Origin of the sequence: Microvirga subterranea (assembly GCF_003350535.1) — a bacterium.
GTDB classification, from domain to species: domain Bacteria; phylum Pseudomonadota; class Alphaproteobacteria; order Rhizobiales; family Beijerinckiaceae; genus Microvirga; species Microvirga subterranea.
Genome location: NZ_QQBB01000001.1, coordinates 867,892 through 886,108 on the forward strand (window position 1 = coordinate 867,892; position 18,217 = coordinate 886,108).

The 18,217-nt window shown below is 68.2% G+C and carries 18 protein-coding genes; 5 read left to right on the forward strand and 13 right to left on the reverse strand.

The window, feature by feature from the left end; genetic code table 11:
• Positions 1-46: 46 nt before the first annotated feature.
• Positions 47-1,216 (reverse strand): M20 aminoacylase family protein, encoded by a 1,170-nt coding sequence (locus DES45_RS04100; protein WP_114768663.1) that lies wholly within the window; start codon positions 1,214-1,216, stop codon positions 47-49.
• Between the two features lie 241 nt (positions 1,217-1,457).
• Positions 1,458-2,669: a peptide ABC transporter permease gene (locus DES45_RS04105; protein ID WP_114768664.1), complete on the reverse strand. Its 1,212-nt coding sequence runs from the start codon at positions 2,667-2,669 to the stop codon at positions 1,458-1,460.
• A gap of 46 nt (positions 2,670-2,715) precedes the next feature.
• Between DES45_RS04105 and DES45_RS04110 the strand changes: the two genes are divergently transcribed.
• Positions 2,716-3,915 (forward strand): FAD-dependent oxidoreductase, encoded by a 1,200-nt coding sequence (locus DES45_RS04110; RefSeq protein WP_114768665.1) that lies wholly within the window; start codon positions 2,716-2,718, stop codon positions 3,913-3,915.
• Here DES45_RS04110 and mmsB read toward each other — a convergent pair whose 3' ends face one another.
• The 7 genes from mmsB to DES45_RS04145 are packed head-to-tail and all read right to left on the reverse strand — an operon-like array spanning position 3,916 to position 9,163.
• Positions 3,916-4,809 (reverse strand): 3-hydroxyisobutyrate dehydrogenase, encoded by an 894-nt coding sequence (gene mmsB / locus DES45_RS04115; RefSeq protein WP_114768666.1) that lies wholly within the window; start codon positions 4,807-4,809, stop codon positions 3,916-3,918.
• Between the two features lie 3 nt (positions 4,810-4,812).
• On the reverse strand, positions 4,813-5,214 hold the full coding sequence (locus tag DES45_RS04120) for a DUF4267 domain-containing protein (protein ID WP_173949845.1): 402 nt from the start codon (positions 5,212-5,214) through the stop codon (positions 4,813-4,815).
• 23 nt (positions 5,215-5,237) lie between these two features.
• Complete coding sequence (locus DES45_RS04125; protein ID WP_114768668.1) at positions 5,238-5,609, reverse strand: DUF5367 family protein; 372 nt, start codon at positions 5,607-5,609, stop codon at positions 5,238-5,240.
• Complete coding sequence (locus DES45_RS04130) at positions 5,606-6,757, reverse strand: isobutyryl-CoA dehydrogenase (protein WP_114768669.1); 1,152 nt, start codon at positions 6,755-6,757, stop codon at positions 5,606-5,608. The genes DES45_RS04125 and DES45_RS04130 overlap by 4 nt, the downstream gene beginning before the upstream one ends.
• 46 nt (positions 6,758-6,803) lie before the next feature.
• The gene (locus tag DES45_RS04135) at positions 6,804-7,214 is read right to left on the reverse strand and encodes a type II toxin-antitoxin system VapC family toxin (RefSeq protein WP_114768670.1); all 411 of its coding nucleotides are present in this window, start codon (positions 7,212-7,214) and stop codon (positions 6,804-6,806) included.
• Positions 7,215-7,607, reverse strand: a complete 393-nt coding sequence (locus tag DES45_RS04140) for a DUF7662 domain-containing protein (protein ID WP_114768671.1) — start codon at positions 7,605-7,607, stop codon at positions 7,215-7,217.
• Between the two features lie 59 nt (positions 7,608-7,666).
• Entirely contained in the window at positions 7,667-9,163 is a 1,497-nt protein-coding gene (locus tag DES45_RS04145; protein WP_114768672.1) for a CoA-acylating methylmalonate-semialdehyde dehydrogenase, read from the reverse strand.
• Positions 9,164-9,292: 129 nt separating this feature from the next.
• Here DES45_RS04145 and DES45_RS04150 point away from each other — a divergent pair, with 129 nt between their 5' ends.
• Together DES45_RS04150 and tal are read left to right on the forward strand one after the other, a co-directional pair.
• Positions 9,293-10,183 (forward strand): LysR family transcriptional regulator, encoded by an 891-nt coding sequence (locus DES45_RS04150; protein WP_245429733.1) that lies wholly within the window; start codon positions 9,293-9,295, stop codon positions 10,181-10,183.
• A gap of 69 nt (positions 10,184-10,252) precedes the next feature.
• Positions 10,253-11,224, forward strand: coding sequence for a transaldolase (gene tal, locus DES45_RS04155; protein ID WP_114768674.1), 972 nt, complete (start codon positions 10,253-10,255; stop codon positions 11,222-11,224).
• Positions 11,225-11,259: 35 nt separating this feature from the next.
• On the opposite strand, the gene DES45_RS04160 is transcribed toward tal, so the two are convergent.
• From DES45_RS04160 to DES45_RS04175, 4 genes are all read right to left on the reverse strand, one after another.
• Positions 11,260-11,517, reverse strand: a complete 258-nt coding sequence (locus DES45_RS04160) for a YjhX family toxin (protein ID WP_114768675.1) — start codon at positions 11,515-11,517, stop codon at positions 11,260-11,262.
• 183 nt (positions 11,518-11,700) lie between these two features.
• Complete coding sequence (locus tag DES45_RS04165) at positions 11,701-13,377, reverse strand: thiamine pyrophosphate-binding protein (RefSeq protein WP_114768676.1); 1,677 nt, start codon at positions 13,375-13,377, stop codon at positions 11,701-11,703.
• An 83-nt stretch (positions 13,378-13,460) separates the two neighbouring features.
• Positions 13,461-15,026, reverse strand: coding sequence for an L-piperidine-6-carboxylate dehydrogenase (gene amaB / locus DES45_RS04170; RefSeq protein ID WP_114768677.1), 1,566 nt, complete (start codon positions 15,024-15,026; stop codon positions 13,461-13,463).
• A 215-nt stretch (positions 15,027-15,241) separates the two neighbouring features.
• Positions 15,242-16,369: a saccharopine dehydrogenase family protein gene (locus DES45_RS04175; RefSeq protein ID WP_114768844.1), complete on the reverse strand. Its 1,128-nt coding sequence runs from the start codon at positions 16,367-16,369 to the stop codon at positions 15,242-15,244.
• 115 nt (positions 16,370-16,484) lie between these two features.
• On the opposite strand from DES45_RS04175, the gene DES45_RS04180 reads away from it, so the two are divergent.
• Together DES45_RS04180 and DES45_RS04185 are read left to right on the forward strand one after the other, a co-directional pair.
• Complete coding sequence (locus DES45_RS04180; RefSeq protein WP_114768678.1) at positions 16,485-16,913, forward strand: Lrp/AsnC family transcriptional regulator; 429 nt, start codon at positions 16,485-16,487, stop codon at positions 16,911-16,913.
• Positions 16,910-18,118 carry an NAD(P)/FAD-dependent oxidoreductase gene (locus DES45_RS04185; RefSeq protein ID WP_114768679.1) on the forward strand — a complete coding sequence of 403 codons (1,209 nt, stop codon included), beginning with the start codon at positions 16,910-16,912 and terminating at the stop codon, positions 18,116-18,118. The genes DES45_RS04180 and DES45_RS04185 overlap by 4 nt, the downstream gene beginning before the upstream one ends.
• Positions 18,119-18,217: the final 99 nt, after the last annotated feature.

Here is an 18,217-nt window from a genome sequence, read left to right on the forward strand (position 1 = left end):
GTTCGTCGCCGCCGGAGAGGATCCGGCGGCGACGTCTTTTCAAGGTTCAGCGGGCCGGCATGCCGGATTCGATGATCTTCGCCCAGAGCGACACGCCGTAGGGCGCCGCCTCGTCGTTGAAGTCGTAGGCCGGGTGGTGGACGCCCGCCGTGTCGCCGTTGCCGACGAAGATGTAGGCGCCCGGGCGCTGCTCCAGCATGTAGGAAAAGTCCTCGGCGCCCATGAGCGGCGCGACGGTCGTGTCGACCCCGCTCTCGCCCGCGACCGCCTTCGCGACCTCGGTCATGAAGGTGGTCTTGGCCGGGTCGTTCATGGTGACCGGGTAGCCGCGGCTGTAATCCACCTCGGCCGTCGCCCCGAAGGCGGTGCAGACGCTTTCCGTGATGGCCCGGATGCGCGTCTCCGCCAGGTCGCGGACCTCCGGCGACAGGGTGCGCACCGTGCCGAGCAGCGTCACTTTCTGCGGGATCACGTTGAAGGTGTCGCCCGCCTTCACGGAGCAGACCGACACGACGACGGAGTCGAGCGGGTCGGCGTTGCGGGACGCGACCGTCTGCAGGGCCGTGATCACGTGAGCCGACACCACGACCGGGTCGATGCAGTCGTGCGGACGGGCTGCATGGCCGCCCTTGCCCTCGATGACGATGGAGAAGCGGTCGGCCGCCGCCATCATCGGGCCGGGCCGGATCGCGAAATGGCCGACCGGGATGCCCGGCATGTTGTGCATGCCGTAGACCTCCTGTACGCCGAAGCGCTCCATCAGGCCGTCCTTCACCATGGCGTCGCCGCCGCCGCCGCCTTCCTCGGCCGGCTGGAAGATCATGATCGCGGTGCCGTCGAAGTTGCGGGTCTCGGCGAGGTACTTGGCGGCGCCGAGCAGCATGGCGGTGTGGCCGTCATGGCCGCAAGCATGCATCTTGCCCGGGACCTTGGACTTGTAGGGAACGTCGGTCGCCTCCTCGATCGGCAGGGCGTCCATGTCGGCCCGCAGGCCGATCACGCGGCCCGAATTGTTCGTCCGACCCCTGATGACGCCCACGACGCCGGTCTGGCCCAGTCCGGTCACCACCTCGTCGCAGCCGAACTCCTTCAGCTTCTCGGCCACGATGCCGGCCGTCCGGTGGACGTCGAAGAGGATCTCGGGGTTCTCGTGGAAGTCTCGGCGCCAGGTGGCGATCTCGTCGGCGAGATCGGCAACACGATTGATGATCGGCATAAGAAACCTTCGGGTGTTGATGGTCGGCAGCGGTTGAAAGCATCGGACCCGGAAGTGGACTTGCGCTTCCGGGACCCAGCCGATGCCCCGGTCTTTCAGCGGCGCATCGTCAGGTGCGGAAAGCCGGATCCGCCTGTCACGGACGTGGACCTCCGGTTCCGCACGATGCGCTAGCGAAGCAGACCGGGTGCCGCTCCGTCAACCTCAAGAAGGAGGGCGGGGGCCGGAGCCGGAAGCCGGCTCAGCGAATCGACCGGAAGACGGCCTTCGGGCGCTTGGTGCGGAACTGCCCCCGCTCGATCGTCACGAAGATCAGCACCACGACGATCAGCAGCGTGAACCACCAGACCTGCGCGGTGCTGATTCCCAGGCACCCGAGCGCGAAGGCGGTGGCGAAGGCCGCCATGATCCCGGGTCCCAGCATCGGGCGGTGTCCGCCCGCTCCGAGAACCGACCGGTAGAGCATGAACGCCCCGGAGGCGGCGCCCACGATTCCGAGCTCGTACCAGACCTCGAACAGGATGCCGAAGGGCGCGGCCGGGGGAACCAGGCCGCTGATGCGGCCGCGAAGGGAGGTCTCGAGCCCGTGGCCGGTGATCAGCCGGACGGGATCGTGAAGGATCACGGCGCGCCATGCCTCGAAGCCCGCCACCAGCGGGGCCTTCGGGCCGAGGACGCTTTCGGCCAGGGGCTTCAGGACGAACGGGATGGCGGGCGCCAGGAGCAGGAGCCCGGCGATCGCGAGGGCCGTAAGCCGCGAGCCGGCGGCGGGGCTGAGCGCCGTCAGGGCGAAGACCAGCCCCCCGGCGGCGAGGCCCTGGAGCGCCAGGGCGTCGTTGGCGAAGAGAGTGCCCAGGGCTACGATCAGGGCGAGGACGACCGCCTCGAGATTGCGCCCGCGGGAATGCAGCCAGGTGACCGCCGGCCAGAGCATCAGCACCAGCACGATCATGCCGCGCTCCAGGCTCAGCTCCTCCTCGATCGAGCCGCCGGTTCCCTTGAGGGCCATGGTCGTGCCGATCAGGGCCGCGAGGCCGACGCCCACCGGGAGGATGTAGAGGTTGGCCGACCGCATCCGGTCCGGGAGCGCGAGATATCCAGCCAATCCCATCACGGCCATGGCGGTGATGTTCAGAAGGCGCTCCGAGGCTTCCGTAAGGTAGGGCGTCCACACCAGGGACAGGGCGATCCAGAGCACCAGGACGCTGCCGGCCACGCCGCCGGGCGACGCCAGGATGGCGCTAAGCCGCTGCCCCACATTCCTGGCCCCGCCGTCGAGCACGGCGGCGATCACCAGGAGGGCAACCGCCACGGGCGCAAGCGCCACCACGGCGCGGCGGGCGAACAGGGCGCTCATCGGGATCGCGAAGAACAGGATCGCGAAACCGACGCGCCGCAGGACGGCCGCGGCATCGGCGGAGGGATTGGCCAGGGCGGACGTGGAGCGGACCATGTAGGAGGGGCAATCCTGGGTTGAATGCGCTTGAACCTGGAGAGTAATGGACCGCCGGGCTAAAAGCTGTAGGTGTCTTGCAACACTCCCCGTCCCTTCGCGACTGCGAAAAGCCGGCCCGAACGAGGATCCTGTCCTGCCCGACGCTCCAAAGCACCTCCTCCTGGTCGGTGGCGGACACGCCCATGTGATCGTCCTGGAGGCCTTCGCGCGCCGGCCCGAGCCCGGATTGCGCCTCACCCTCGTGGCGAAGGACCGGTTCTCCCCCTATTCGGGCATGCTGCCGGGCCATTTGGCGGGCCTCTACGGCCGAGAGGAAATGCACATCGACCTGGAGCGGCTGGCCCGGCGATGCGGCGCGGCGCTGATCGAGGGCGAGGCGTCGAGGATTGAGCCCGACGCAAGGCAGGTCTGCCTCGGGAGCGGAGAGGTCCTGGCCTACGACGTTCTGTCGATCGACATCGGCATCGTTCCGGACCTGACCGGGATCGAAGGGGCCGACGAGCATGCCCTGGCGGTCAAGCCCATCGGCGACCTGCTGCCGAAATGGGACCGGCTCCTGGCGGATGCCGAGCGTGGGCAAGGGCCGCGCCGGCTCGCCATCGTCGGAGGCGGCATTGCGGGAATCTGCCTGGCCTTCGCGGCCGCTTCCCGGCTGCGTCACACGGGAGCCTCGATCACGCTGATCGGCGCCGGACCGTCGCCCGAAATCAATGCCGGCATGGCGCGCCGCGTCGGGCACGCCCTGAAGCGCCACGGAATCGCGCTGCTGTCGGGCGAGCCCGTGGTCGCAATCCACCGGCACGGCGTCACTCTTGCCAACGGCGACAGCGTCGCGGCGGACGCGGTTCTGGTCTCGACCCATGCGGCCCCGCCGCGCGTGCTGCATGAGGCGGCCCTGGAAAAGGACGGGCGCGGGTTCCTGGCCATCGGGCCGACCCTTCAGGTCCTCGGCTGGGGAAATGTCTTCGCCGCGGGCGATTGCGCCACGATGGAGGCCCATCCCCGGCCCAAGGCGGGCGTCTTCGCGGTGCGCCAGGGGCCTGTGCTCGCCCGCAACCTGCGGCGGGCGCTGCGGGGCGAGCCGCTGGAGGCCTACGTCCCGCAGCGCGACCACCTGATCCTGATCGGCACCGGCGACGGCAGCGCCATCGGCGGCCGCGGCCGATGGCTTTCCTTCGAGGGACGCTGGGCGTGGCGGCTGAAGGACTGGCTCGACCGCCGCTTCATGCGCCGGTTCCGGTGATCAGGTTTTGGTCTGCCCGCGGATGAAGTTGATGATGCCGGAGAAATCGTCGCCCTCGTGTCCGGCCGCCGCGAAGAGCGAATAGAGCTGCGCGGCCTCAGCGCCGAGCGGCGTGGTCGCGCCGGACGAGAGCGCCGCTTCCTGGGCGAGGCGCAGGTCCTTGAGCATCAGGGCGGCCGCGAAGCCTGGCTTGTAGCCGTTGTTGGCCGGGGAGGCCGGCACCGGGCCGGGCACCGGGCAGTAGGTGGTGAGCGACCAGCACTGGCCGGAGGCCGTGGAGGCCACGTCGAACAGGGCTTGATGGGAGAGCCCGAGCTTCTCGGCGAGCACGAAGGCCTCCGCCACGCCGATCATCGAGATGCCGAGGATCATGTTGTTGCAGATCTTCGCCGCCTGGCCGGCGCCCGCATCGCCGCAATGGACAACCTTCTTGCCCATCTGCGACAGGATCGGCTCGGCGCGGGCGAAGGCCTCCGGCGCGCCGCCGGCCATGAAGGTCAGGGTCGCGGCCTTGGCGCCGCCGACGCCGCCCGAGACCGGCGCGTCGAGGGATTGCAGGTTGCCGCCCTGCTCCTGGGCAAGGGAATGGGCCCTGCGGGCGCTGTCCACGTCGATGGTAGAGCAGTCGATCAGGAGCGTGCCGGGCTTTACGGCAGACACGATGCCGGTCCAGACCGACAGCACGTGCTTGCCGGCCGGCAGCATGGTGATGACGACGTCCGCGTCGCGCACGGCCTCGCCCGCGGAGCCCGCGATGCTGGCGCCGTCCGCCCGCGCCTGGTCGCAGGAGGCGGGCGAGAGGTCGAAGCCGACGACCTGGTGGCCGGCCTTGACGAGGTTCGCCGCCATGGGGCCGCCCATGTGGCCGAGGCCGATGAACGCGATGGTGGTCATGGGTTAATCCTCCCGGTCCGTATGTTTTGACGATGTGAGCAGCCAGGCCGCGCCGGCCGCCATGATACATGCGCTGCCGGCATGCAGCAGCAGGTGCCCCGGCGAGTCGAACCCGCGTTCCATCCCGACGATGATCACGTCGCCGACCGGGATGAGAACCGTAATGGCCAGGATCGCGCCGACGGCGCGCGCCGTCGAGAGGCGCGACAGGGCGAAGAGGTAGAAGCCGAGCGCGAGGTCGCGCAGGCCGATGGCCGACACGTAGGACAGCTCCGCATCCTCGGACGGGCGGATGCCGAACAGGGCGGCGCCCGCCCGCGGCAGGAACACGAAGAGGATCCCGAGCAGGACGAAGACGCCCGAGAGCGCGAGGACGAGCCAGGTGCGCGGCTCGCTCACGTCCATTCCACGCCTCTCGCCCGCCTGCGTCATGACCGCCGCGCCGCCACGAGCGCCCCGAGGAGCGCGAAGCCGTAGAACCACAGCATCAGCGATCCGAACACCTTGTCGAGCCCCGGGTTCAGGTCCGGGAAGAACACCGCGAAATGCGAGCCGACCGCCGCCATGGCGAGCATGCCCGGAACGGCCGCGAGCGCCACCGCGCTGACGGCGGCCTTGCCGGGCGCGCGCAGCACGCGGGGGGTCATGAGCCCGAAGAGCAGGCCGAGGGCCGCGCCGCCCGCGAAGTTGAGCTGGAACGGCCGCCGGCCTTCCAGGAAGAACAGGTGGCCGGCGAACGCGAAGAGCGCGAAGATCGCGGCCGCGAGGCTAAAACCCAGGCCGAGCGACCGCAGGATCATCGGTTGCCTCGTCCGACGAGGCTGCGCGCCACGATCAGGCGCATGACCTCGTTGGTGCCTTCCAGGATCTGGTGGACGCGGAGGTCCCGCACGATCTTCTCGATTCCGTAATCGGCCAGATAGCCGTAGCCGCCGTGGAGCTGGAGCGCCTCGTTGGCGATCTCGAAGCCCCGGTCCGTTGCGACGCGCTTCGCCATGGCGCAGAGCTTGGTGGCTTCGAGGTCCTTGGCGTCGAGCGCGGATGCAGCGCGCCACAGAAAGGTGCGGGCCGCCTCCAGTTCGGTCGCCATGTCGGCGAGGCGGAACTGGATCGCCTGGAAGTCCGAGATGCGCTTGCCGAAGGCCCTGCGGTCGGCCGTGTAGGCGAGCGCCTTGTCGAGGGCGGCTTGAGCGCCGCCGAGCGAACAGGCGCCGATGTTGAGCCGTCCGCCGTCGAGGCCCGACATCGCGATCTTGAAGCCCATGCCCTCGTCCGAGAGCCGGTTGGCGACGGGCACGCGCACGTCCTCGAAGATCACGGCGGCGGTCGGCTGGGCGTTCCAGCCCATCTTCTTCTCCTGCGCCCCGAACGAGACGCCCGGCCTATCCTTCTCGATCACCAGGGTCGAGATGCCGGACGGCCCTTCCTCGCCCGTGCGCACCATGGTCACGTAGATATCCGAGGTGCCGGCGCCCGAGATGAACTGCTTCACGCCGTTGACCACGTAATGGTCGCCGTCGCGCACGGCCTTGGTCTTGAGCGCCGCCGCGTCCGAGCCGGAGCCCGGCTCCGTCAGGCAGTAGCTGCCGATCAGGTCCATGGTGCAAAGACCCGGCAGGAAGCGGCTCCGCTGCTCCTCCGACCCGTAGCGGTCGATCATCCAGGCGACCATGTTGTGGATGGACAGATACGCGGAGATCGCCGGGCAACCGGTGGCGAGCGCCTCGAAGATCAGCGCCGCATCGAGGCGCGTCATGCCCGATCCGCCGACATCGTCGCGGGTGTAGATCGCCGCCATGCCGAGGGAAGCGGCCTCGCGCATCACGTCGACGGGAAAATGCTTCTTCTCGTCCCATTCGAGCGCGTGGGGAGCGAGGTTGTCCGCCGCGAAGGCGAGAGCCATGTCGCGGACGGCGATTTGGTCTTCGGTGAGGGAGAACTGCTTCATGGGGGTCCGGCACGGTTAGAGGGATGGCCGCCTACGCATCGTTCGATCAGCAAGGAAGAACGCGAACATGTCCTTCCTCACCATAAGATAGAAGCCATTTATCACGTGTCACCAGAACGAGTCCCTCGGCCCGAGCCGTGGCGGCAATAATCCGGTCGGCCGGATCCGTCGGTGGCGTGCCTGGCAGAAACGCCGATGCGATCAGCGTCCGCGGAGGCATCGGCGCCAAACGCATGCCGGGGAGCGCAAGCGCTGCGTCGAACCACGCGTCGGGCGCCATGCTCAGCGCGATCCTGCCCTTGCGTACCAGCGTTCCGATCTCCCAGGCCGTGATAGGCGAGATCAGGATCTCGTCATTCTGCGCAGCCTCGTCGACCGCTTGGCGGCAAGGTTGCGAGACGTCCTCTCCGTTGGCGATCCAGAGCACGGCGCAGGTGTCGAGGAGAAGCGCCGCCACTCAGAGGATCCCGCGTTCCGCGGCCCACGCTTCGCCGGTCGGGGAGGTGATGTCGAACCCGACGTTGATGCGCACCGTCCCCTTCAGTCCCCCGAAAGGAGATTTCGGCGGCTTGGACGTCTCAGATGAGCGTCCACTTTCGTCGGCGCTGACCTTGCGAAAGACAAGCTCTTCCTTTTCCAGGTCGACCTGCTCCGTCCGCCATCCGGCGCTCAGCCAAGCTTGGGTCATGACGTGGTTCTGAGCGTTGTTCGACCACAGCGCCCGGTGCCGGCGCGAAGAAGGCGGAAGATGGAACCCGAGAATGCGCTCGATCTCCCTGAAGCTGGTACGCCATACCGGCGTCGGCAGCCGCGCGAGATGATCCTTCAAAGGCTCGTACTTGGACACCATAGCCTCCCGACCGGGTTAGTAACTATAGTTATACATAGTTACTAACCCGTCAAGGAGAGTTACTTCATCGTCGGAATGGAGAATTCCGCGCCTTCCTTGATGCCGGACGGCCAGCGGGACGTGACCGTCTTGGTCTTGGTGTAGAACCGGACCGCGTCGGGACCATGCTGGTTCAGGTCGCCGAAGCCGGAGGCCTTCCAGCCGCCGAAGGTGTAGTAGGCGAGCGGCACCGGGATCGGCACGTTGATGCCGACCATGCCGACATTCACCTGGGAGGCGAAGTCGCGGGCGGCGTCGCCGTCGCGGGTGTAGATCGCGACGCCGTTGCCGTATTCGTGCTCGGAGGGCAGGCGCAGAGCGTCGTTGTAGTCCTTGGCGCGCACCACCGAGAGGACGGGACCGAAGATCTCCTCCTTGTAGATGCGCATGGTGGGCTGCACCTCGTCGAAGAGGCAGCCGCCCATGTAGAAGCCGTTCTCGTAGCCCTGCATCTTGAAGTTACGGCCGTCCACCACGAGCTTCGCGCCCTCCTGGACGCCGAGGTCGACGTAGCCGCGCACCTTGTCGAGATGCGCCTTGGTGACGAGCGGGCCGTAATCGGCCGAGAGGTCGGTGGAGGGGCCGACCTTCAAGCTCTCGACTCGTGGGACCAGCTTGTCCATGAGGGCGTCGGCCGTGGCCTTGCCGACCGGCACCGCGACGGAGACCGCCATGCAGCGCTCGCCGGCCGAGCCGTAGCCGGCGCCGATGAGCGCGTCGACCGCCTGGTCCATGTCCGCGTCGGGCATGATGATCATGTGGTTCTTGGCGCCGCCGAAGCAGTGCGCGCGCTTTCCGTGTGCGGTGGCGCGGGAATAGACGTACTGGGCGATCGGCGAGGAGCCCACGAAGCCGACGGCCTTCACGTCCGGATCGTCGAGGATCGCGTCCACCACTTCCTTGTCGCCGTTGACGACGTTGAGGATGCCCGCCGGCAGGCCCGCCTCGATCATCAGCTCGGCGAGGCGCATCGGCACGCCGGGATCACGCTCGGAAGGCTTGAGGATGAAGGCGTTGCCGCAGGCGATGGCGGGGGCGAACTTCCACATGGGGATCATGGCCGGGAAGTTGAACGGCGTGATGCCGGCAACGACCCCGAGCGGCTGGCGGATCGAGTACATGTCGATGCCGGGGCCTGCGCCTTCCGTGAACTCGCCTTTGAGGAGATGCGGGATGCCGCAGGCGAACTCGACCACCTCGACGCCGCGCTGGATGTCGCCCTTGGCGTCCGGAATGGTCTTGCCGTGCTCGCGGGCGAGGAGCTCGGCGAGCGAATCCATCTCCTTGGCGATGAGTTCGAGGAACTTCATCATCACGCGGGCGCGGCGCTGCGGGTTCGTGGCGGCCCATGCGGGCTGGGCAGCCTTGGCGTTCTCCACCGCCTCGCGCAGCTCGCCCTTGGAGGCGAGCGCGACCTTGGCGATGACCTCGCCGGTCATCGGCTGGAACACGTCGGCCGTGCGGCCCGACTTGCCGGGGACCTGCTTGCCGCCGATGAAATGTCCGATCTCGCGCATGGCGTCTTTCCTCCTCAAGGGGTGTTCTGATGCGGCCTGTTCTATCATTGTCGAAAACGCACGGCTATGGGTGAAACTGAAGCCGCATTGTGCGAAAATGCCAATACGGTCTTTGGGGATCTTCAACGCGTGAACGCATTCGACTGGGACGACCTGCGCTTTTTCCTGGCGGTGGCCCGCGCCGGCCGCCTCACGGTCGCGGCCCGTCGCCTCGAGGCGGATCATACCACGGTTTCGCGCCGCATCTCGGCTCTCGAACAGGCCCTTCAGACCAAGCTCTTCGAGCGCGGGCCGCAGGGCTATGCCCTCACCGAGGCGGGCGAGCGGCTCCTCGGCCTGGCGGAGAGCATGGAGAGCCAGGCGCTCGCGGTGGCGAGCGAGGTGGGAGGCTCCGACCTCGCGCTCTCCGGCACGGTCCGGATCGGCGCGCCGGACGGGTTCGGGACCTACTTTCTCGCGCCCGAACTCGGGGCGCTCGCCGAGCGGCACCCGGACCTCACGCTCCAGATCGTCGCCCTGCCTCGCACCTTCTCGCTGTCGAAGCGCGAGGCCGACATCGCCATCACCCTGGAGCAGCCGACGGAGGGGCGGCTGGTCTCGCGCAAGCTCACGGACTACCGGCTGAGGCTCTACGCTTCGATGGCCTATCTCGACCGCCACGGGCCGATCGGGGAGCCCGCGGACCTCGCCGGCAAGACCCTCGTCACTTACGTGCCCGATCTCGTCTACAGCCCCGTGCTCGACTATTTCACCGGCCTCGAGAAATACACCTCCCGCCGCTACGAATGCGCCAGCGTGGTCGCCCAGGTCGAGGCCGTGCGGGCGGGCATCGGGGTCGGGGTGCTGCACGACTACGCCATCCGGCAATTCCCGGAGCTTCGGGTCGTGACGCCGTCCCTGTCCTTCACGCGCACCTACTGGCTCGTGATGCACGCGGAGGTGCGAAGCCTCCGCCGCGTCGAGGAGGTGCATTCCTTCATCCTGAGCCGCGTGAAGGCGAAGCGTGGCCTTTTTCTGTAACGCCGGCGTGGTCTTCACCTCGCCCAAGAGAGGCGCTAAGGCTCTTTCCAGCCATTCACGGAGTTTTCCATGCCCTCCAAGCTCGACCAGTTGCGCGCCATGACGGTCGTGGTCGCCGATACCGGCGATCTCGACGCCGTGCGCCGCCTGAAGCCCCAGGACTGCACCACCAACCCGACGCTGCTGCTCAAGGCCGTCGAAGCCCCGGCCTATGCCCATCTCCTCGACGAGGCCCTGACCTGGGGCCGCGCTCAGGGCGGATCGCGCGAGGGCGTCGTGGCGGCGATCTGCGACCGGCTCGCGGTGGCCTTCGGGGCGGAACTCGCCGGCATCGTGCCGGGCCGGGTCTCGACCGAGGTCGACGCGGACCTGTCCTTCGACACGCAGGCGACCGTCGCGAAGGCGCGGGCGATCATCAAGGCCTACGAGGAGCGCGGCGTCGGGCGCGACCGCATCCTGATCAAGATCGCCTCCACCTGGGAGGGCATCCGCGCGGCGGAGGTCCTCCAGAAGGAGGGCATCGACTGCAACCTGACGCTTCTCTTCAGCCAAGCCCAGGCCCAGGCCTGCGCGGAAGCCGGCGTGTTCCTCATCTCGCCCTTCGTTGGACGCATCCTCGACTGGCACGTGAAGGCGGGCGGCGGTCCCTACACGGGCGAGACCGATCCGGGCGTGCTGTCCGTGCGCAGCATCTACGCGTCCTACAAGGCGCAAGGGATCAAGACCGTCGTGATGGGCGCCTCCTTCCGCAACGTTGGCGAGATCGAGGCGCTGGCCGGCTGCGACCGGCTCACCATCTCGCCCGCGCTCCTCGACGAGCTCGCCAAGGCTGAGGGCGAGCTGCCGCGCAAGCTGTCGGCCGACGCCGTCGCGAAGGTTCCGGCGCCGCCGCGCATGGACGAGAAGACCTTCCGCTTCGCCCTCAACGAGGACGCGATGGCGACCGAGAAGCTCGCCGAGGGCATCCGCCAGTTCGTGAAGGATCTGCGCAGCCTGCGCACCCTCGTGGCCCAGCGACTGGAGAGCAAGGAGGCGGCCTAAATCCGCCTCCCTGCCGTGACATCGGAGAAGCCGGCTCAGCGATTGTCGTGCCGGCTTCGCACCGCCAGAAGCCCCATGCGCGTGATGCGGTAGGGACCTCCGTTCGAGGACGCGATCAGGCCCTTCTGCCGAAGCGCCTTGAACAGGTCGAGCGTGCAGAGGGACATGAGCCATCCCTCGCGGGTGAGGCATTCGATTTCGGAAATGCGGCCGTTCTCGTCCCTGTAGTGACGAATGAGACCGCCCTGCGCGAGCACGTGCAGCACGCGCTGGCCATTGCGTGAAACGTTCACGGGAAAAACCCAAAGCTTTGTGATGTGTCGAAGAGAAGCGCGCACGCGCGCGCATTCGGCCGATCGATCAGCCGATGCCCGCCTTCAGGTGGCGGGCCCTACCGGGTCTCGGTCTCTCCGCGCATAAAAGCTCCAGGTGGAAACGGCCCCGTTATAGGGGCCGTTTCGTCAGGACGTCAATGATCAGCGGCTCGCCAGCGCCTTCTCGCGGATCTGCGAGAGCGACATGGCGGGCGTGATCGCCTCCGGGTCGAGCAGGCAGTGCAGGATCGCGGGTTTGCCGGAGGTGAGCGCGCGCTCCAGCGCCGGCGCGAACTCCTCCGTGCGCTCCACCCGCTCGCCGTAGCCGCCGAAGGCCTTGGCATAGGCGGCGAAGTCCGGGTTCTTCAGCATCGTGGCCGAGACGCGGCCGGGATATTCGCGCTCCTGGTGCATGCGGATCGTGCCGTACATGCCGTTGTCGAGCAGGATCACCAGAATGGGCAGGTCGTACTGCACGGCGGTGGCGAATTCCTGCCCGTTCATGAGGAAGTCGCCGTCGCCCGCGAACACCACCACGGGCGCCTCCGGACGGATGCGCTTGGCGCCGACCGCCGCCGGCACGCCGTAACCCATGGACCCGGAGGTCGGGGCGAGCTGCGTGCCGTAGTGCCGGAAGGGCCAGAAGCGGTGCACCCAGGTGGCGAAGTTGCCGGCACCGTTGCAGAAGATCGTGTCCGTGGGAAGCGTCTCGCGCAGATGCGCCATCACCTCGCCCATCTGGAACGCGCCCGCATGGCGGATCGCCGTCGGGTCGCTCCAGGCGAGATAGGATTCGTGCGCGGCCTTGGTGCCGTCGCTCCAGGGAAGCGACGCCGGCGGGTGAACGCCCTCCAACGCCGCCGTGAAGGCGACCGGCGAGGCGTTGATGGCAAGGTGCGGCGCGTAGACCCGTCCAAGCTCGCTCGGGTCGGGATGCACGTGCACCAGCTTCTGCCGGACGTTCGGAATGTCGAGCAGGGTGTAGCCCTGGCTCGGGATCTCGGACAGGCGCCCGCCGACCATGAGGATGAGGTCCGCGTCTTTGATGCGCGCGAGAAGCTTCGGGTTCACCCCGAGGCCGAGGTCGCCGATATAGGACGGGTGATCGGCCGGAAACAGCATCTGGCGCCGGAACGTGCAGGCGACCGGCAGCTCGAAGCGCTCGGCGAAGCGCACGAAGCGCTGCACGGCGGTCTCGGACCAGCGGCTGCCGCCCAGCAGCACGACCGGGCGCTCGGCCCCGTGCAGGAGCTTCTGCAGCTCGGCCATCTGGTTCAGGCCGGGATGGGTCTCGACCGTCTGGTAGCGCGGCGCATCGGCCACATCCGCCATCTCGGTCAGCACGTCCTCGGGCAGGGCGATGACGACCGGACCCGGTCGGCCGGACGTCGCGACGTGGAAGGCGCGGGAGACGATTTCGGGGAAGCGCGCCGGATCGTCCACCTCCGTGGCCCATTTGGCGAGCGGCCCGAAGGCGGCGCGGTAGTCGAGCTCCTGGAAGGCCTCGCGCTCGCGCATGCCGCGCTCGATCTGGCCGACGAACAGGATCATCGGGGTCGAGTCCTGCTTGGCGATGTGGATGCCGGGCGAGGCGTTGGTGGCGCCGGGGCCGCGGGTCACGAAGCAGATGCCGGGGCGGCCGGTGAGCTTGCCGTAGGCCTCCGCCATCATGGCCGCGCCGCCTTCCTGGCGGCAGACCGTGACCTTGATGTCCGCGTCGTGGAGCGCATCGAGCGCCGCCAGATAGCTCTCGCCCGGAACGCAGAAGATGTGATCGACCCCGTGCAGGGTCAGTTGATCGACAAGGATCTGGCCGCCGGTGCGGGAGGGCGCTGTCATGGAAGGCTCGCGATGCTGGACGTTGGTAAGAGAAGGGCGGAGAACCCTTCGGTGCTCCGCCCTGGCGTTTAGGTGTTTGCCGATCAGGCGTCGACGTCGAACTTGACGCCCTGGGCGAGCGGAAGCGTCTTGCCGTAGTTGATCGTGTTGGTGGCGCGGCGCATGTAGGCCTTCCAGGAATCCGAGCCCGCCTCGCGGCCGCCGCCCGTCTCCTTCTCGCCGCCGAACGCGCCGCCGATCTCGGCGCCCGAGGGGCCGATGTTCACGTTGGCGATGCCGCAATCCGAGCCCGCCACCGAGATGAAGCTCTCGGCCTCGCGCATGTCGAGGGTGAAGATCGACGAGGACAGGCCGGCGCCGACCGCGTTGTGCTGCTCGAGCACCTGGTCGAAGTCGGTATAGCGCATCACGTAGAGGATCGGCGCGAAGGTCTCGCGCAGCACCGGGCCGGTCTGCTCCGGCATCTCCACCAGGGCCGGGCGGGCGTAGTAGCCCTCGGCGCAGGCGCCGTCCGTGTAGCGGCCGCCGCCATGGACGATGCCGCCGGCGGCGCGCGCCTCGTCGAGCGCCCGCTCCATGCCGTCGAAAGCGGACTTGTCGATCAGCGGGCCGACGAGCACGCCCTCGGCGCGCGGATCGCCGATCTTCACGCCCGAATAGACCTTCTTCAGGCGCGGCACGAGCTGGTCGTAGACGCTGTCATGCACGAAGAGGCGGCGCAGCGTGGTGCAGCGCTGGCCCGCCGTGCCCATGGCGGCGAACGCGATGCCGCGCAGCGCCAGGTCGAGGTCGGCGGAAGGCGCCACGATGGCGGCGTTGTTGCCGCCGAGCTCGAGGATCGCGCGGGCGAAGCGCGCCGCGAGCTTCGGGCCGACCTGCCGGCCCATGGCGGTCGAGCCGGTGGCGGAGAGAACCGGCACGCGGTGGTCCTCGACCAGGATCTCGCCGATCTCGCGGCCGCCGAGCAGCACCTCGGACAGGCCTTCCGGCACGCCGCCGAAGCGCTTGGCGGCGCGCTCGACGATGGCCTGGGTGGCGAGCGCCGTCAGCAGGGTCTTCTCGGAGGGCTTCCACACCACGGAGTCGCCGCACACGAAGGCGAGCGCCGCGTTCCAGGACCACACGGCCACCGGGAAGTTGAAGGCCGAGATCACGCCGCAGACGCCGAGCGGATGCCAGGTCTCCATCATGCGGTGGTCGGCGCGCTCGGTCGCGATGGTGAGGCCGTAGAGCTGGCGGGAGAGGCCGACCGCGAAGTCGCAGATGTCGATCATCTCCTGCACCTCGCCGAGGCCCTCGGAGGTGACCTTGCCGGCTTCGAGCGTCACGAGGCGGCCGAGATCGTCCTTGGCGGCGCGCAGCTCCTCGCCGATCAGGCGCACGAACTCGCCGCGCTTGGGCGCCGGCAGCTTGCGCCAGGCCTTGAAGGCGGCGTCGGCCCGGCCGATGGCGGCCTTGGCCTCCTCCGGGGTGGTCTCGCGGATGTGCACGATGGTCTCGCCGGTGATCGGCGAGGTGGCCGGACGGCCGGCCGGGGCGAAGACCTGGTCGGGAACGCCCAGGCGGGACAGGATGGCGCGCGCTTCCTCCGCGACGGTCGCGGGTGCGGCGGGAACGGACTTGAGGGCGGCTTGATCGCGGGCGGACATGTCAATCTCCCATCGGGATGCGGGTTCGGGCTCTCATTTCTCGAGCCCGCCACCCTCGCGTGTCGTTGAACGGAACGGACGGTGGCCTTCTTGCCACCGTCTTAAGGCATGTCCATGAAATATGGGAACTGCTTTTCCCGAATAGGATCATGCAAAATCGGAACGATGCCCGACGGGCTCCCGCTTCCGGCGAAGCGGGAGCCTAGTCCGAAACGTCATGCGACGGCGACGAGCTTCTTCGCTGCGGTGCCGTCCTCGCCTTCCAGGAGCTCGCCCGCGTAGACGCGGCCGAAGCGGTTGGCCAGGAACGTGTCGAGGTCGATCTCCTCCTGGCGGACGAAGCCCTTCTTCGGCAGCTTGCCCGCGACCAGCAGGTCGAGCATGGCGCAGATGCCGGCCGCGGTGGTCACCTGGATGGCGGTGCGCTGGACGCCGGCAACCTTCTGGCCGTAGACCTTGCGGGCATAGGTTTCCTGCACGTGCCGTCCGCCGCGCTCGCCCGTCACGGTCACGAACACGATGACCATGTCCTGCATGGTGGCCGGCACGGCGTTCTCCAGGATGTCCTTCAGGACCTCGCGGCGGTTGCGCAGCTGGAGGTCGTTGAGCAGAACGCGCATGAGGGCGCAGTGGCCCGGATAGCGGATCGTCTTGTAGTTCAGGCTCCGGACCTGGCCTTCGAGGGTCTCGCACAGGGTACCGAGGCCGCCCGAGGTGTTGAAGGCCTCGTAGCGGGTGCCGTCGAGGGAGAACTCCTCGAGCTCCTCCATGGCCGGCACCTCACGCAGCTTGCCGTCGACGACGGCCTCGCAGCGCTCGATGTACTCGTTGATGACGCCGTCCGTGCTCCAGGTGAGGTTGTAGGAGAGGGCGTTCGACGGGTACTGCGGCAGGGCGCCGACGCGCAGGCGCACGGTGTCGAGCTTGTCGAACCGGCGGGCGATGTCGTGGGCGACGATCGAGATGAAGCCCGGCGCGAGGCCGCATTGCGGGATGAAGGCCGTGGCGGCGCCCTCGGCCAGCTCCTTCACCATCTTGGTGGTGGCGACGTCCTCGGTCAGGTCGAAATAGTGCACGTTGGCGAGGCGCGCGGCCTGGGCCACGTGGCCGGTCAGGTGGTAGGGCGCGGCGCTCAGCACGGCGTCATGGCCCTTGAGGGCGTTCTGGAGCGCGACCGCATCGTTGAAGTCGAGCTGAACCGTCTTGATCCCGTCCCGCGCCACGGCCGAAAGAGCCTCGGCCGAGCCGTCAGCCACCGTCACGGCGTAGTCGCCGGTCTCGTGAAGCATGTCGGCGATGGTGGAGCCGATCTTGCCGGCGCCGATGACGAGAATCGAATGCATATGGATCTCCCTGTTGATGAGGAGAGAAAAAGGCAGGCGCGTGCAGAACGCCATAGACAGGTTGACGGAAAGCCCATTAGGTTTCGGCGAAATGCCGTGCTGACTGGTCATAGTGATGCTCGACCCCACCGACCGTGCCCTTGTTACGCTCCTGCGAGAGAATGCCCGCATCGGCCACGCGGAAGCCGCCCGGCGCCTGAACCTGTCGCGGACGACCGTCCAGGCCCGGGTCGAGAGTCTGGAGCGGCGGGGCGTCATCGTCGGCTACACCGTTCGCCTCGCCGAGGAGGTCAGCCGCCGCATGGTGCGCGCGCACGTCACCATCGTGGTGGCCCCCAAGGCGTCGGGCGGGGTGGCGTCGGCGCTCCAGCGCATGCCAGAATTGCGCGCGCTTCACTCCGTCGCGGGTGTATTCGATCTGCTGGCGGTGGTAGAGGCCGAGGACGTTCCCTCCCTCGACGCCGCCATCGACCGGATCGGCGCGCTCGAAGGCGTGGAGCGCACCCAGTCCTCCATCATCCTCTCAACGAAGTTCGAACGATGACGTCCACAGCTTCCCTCCAGGCCGATGTCGTGATCGTCGGCGGCGCCGTCATGGGCTCGTCGACGGCCTATCACCTTTTGTCCCATCCGGGCTTCAAGGGGCGGGTCATCGTGGTCGAGAAGGACCCGACCTACCAGCTCTCCGCCTCGGCGCTCTCGGCCGCCTCCATCCGGCAGCAATATTCCAGCGCCGTGAACATCCGCATCTCCCTTTATGGAATCCAGTTCCTGCGCAACATCGGCGAGCACCTCGCGGTCGACGGGGAGCGGCCGGCCATCGACCTGAAGGAGGGCGGCTATCTCTACTGCGCGACGGAGGCCGGCGCGCCGGTGTTGAGGGAGAACCAGGCGCTCCAGGCGGCGGAGGGCGCCGACATCCTGCTCCTCGACCCGCCGGCCCTGAAGGAGCGCTTCCCCTGGCTCAACGTGGAGGACCTCGCGGTCGGCACCTGGGGCCGGTCCGGCGAGGGCTGGTTCGACGGCTGGGGCCTGCTCCAGGCCTTCCGCAAGAAGGCGCGCTCGCTCGGGGCCGAATACGTGAAGGGCGAGGTGGCGGAGGTCGAGCGGGACGGGTCCAAGATCGTGGCCGTGCGCCTCAAGGACGGCACCCGCATCGCCTGCGGGACGCTCGTGAACTGCGCCGGGTCCGGCGGGCGGGCGCTCGCGGCAAAAGCGGGGCTCGAGATCCCGGTCCAGGCGAAGCGCCGCTACGTCTTCACCTTCAGCTGCCGCGGGCCGGTCGACAACTGCCCGCTCCTCATCGACACCTCCGGGGCCTACGTGCGCCCGGAAGGGGAGGGCAACTTCATCTGCGGCGCCTCGCCGGAGGCCGACATCGATCCCGACTGGCACGACGAGGATCCGGCAAGCCAGGAGATCGACCACGCGTTCTTCGAGGAGTTCATCTGGCCGTCGCTCGCCCATCGGGTTCCGGCTTTCGAGGCGATCAGGCCCGGCCGCGCCTGGTCGGGGCCCTACGACATGTGCCTCCTCGACCACAACGCCATCATCGGTCCCGCGGGCGGGATCGAGAACTTCCTTCTCTGCAACGGCTTCTCCGGCCATGGCCTTCAGCAGGCGCCCGCCATCGGCCGCGGCCTCTCCGAGCTGATCGTGGACGGAGGCTACCGGACCCTCGACCTGTCGGAGCTCGGCTACGAGCGTGTCGTCGCCAACCGGCCGCTCATCGAACGCAACGTGATCTGAGGCTTCAGGCTGATTCCACGTCAGTGGAATCGGCTCTTCTTCTTCGGCATGCCGCATTTTCTGTCGGCGAACCGGTTCAGCTTCGCCGGAAAATGCTCT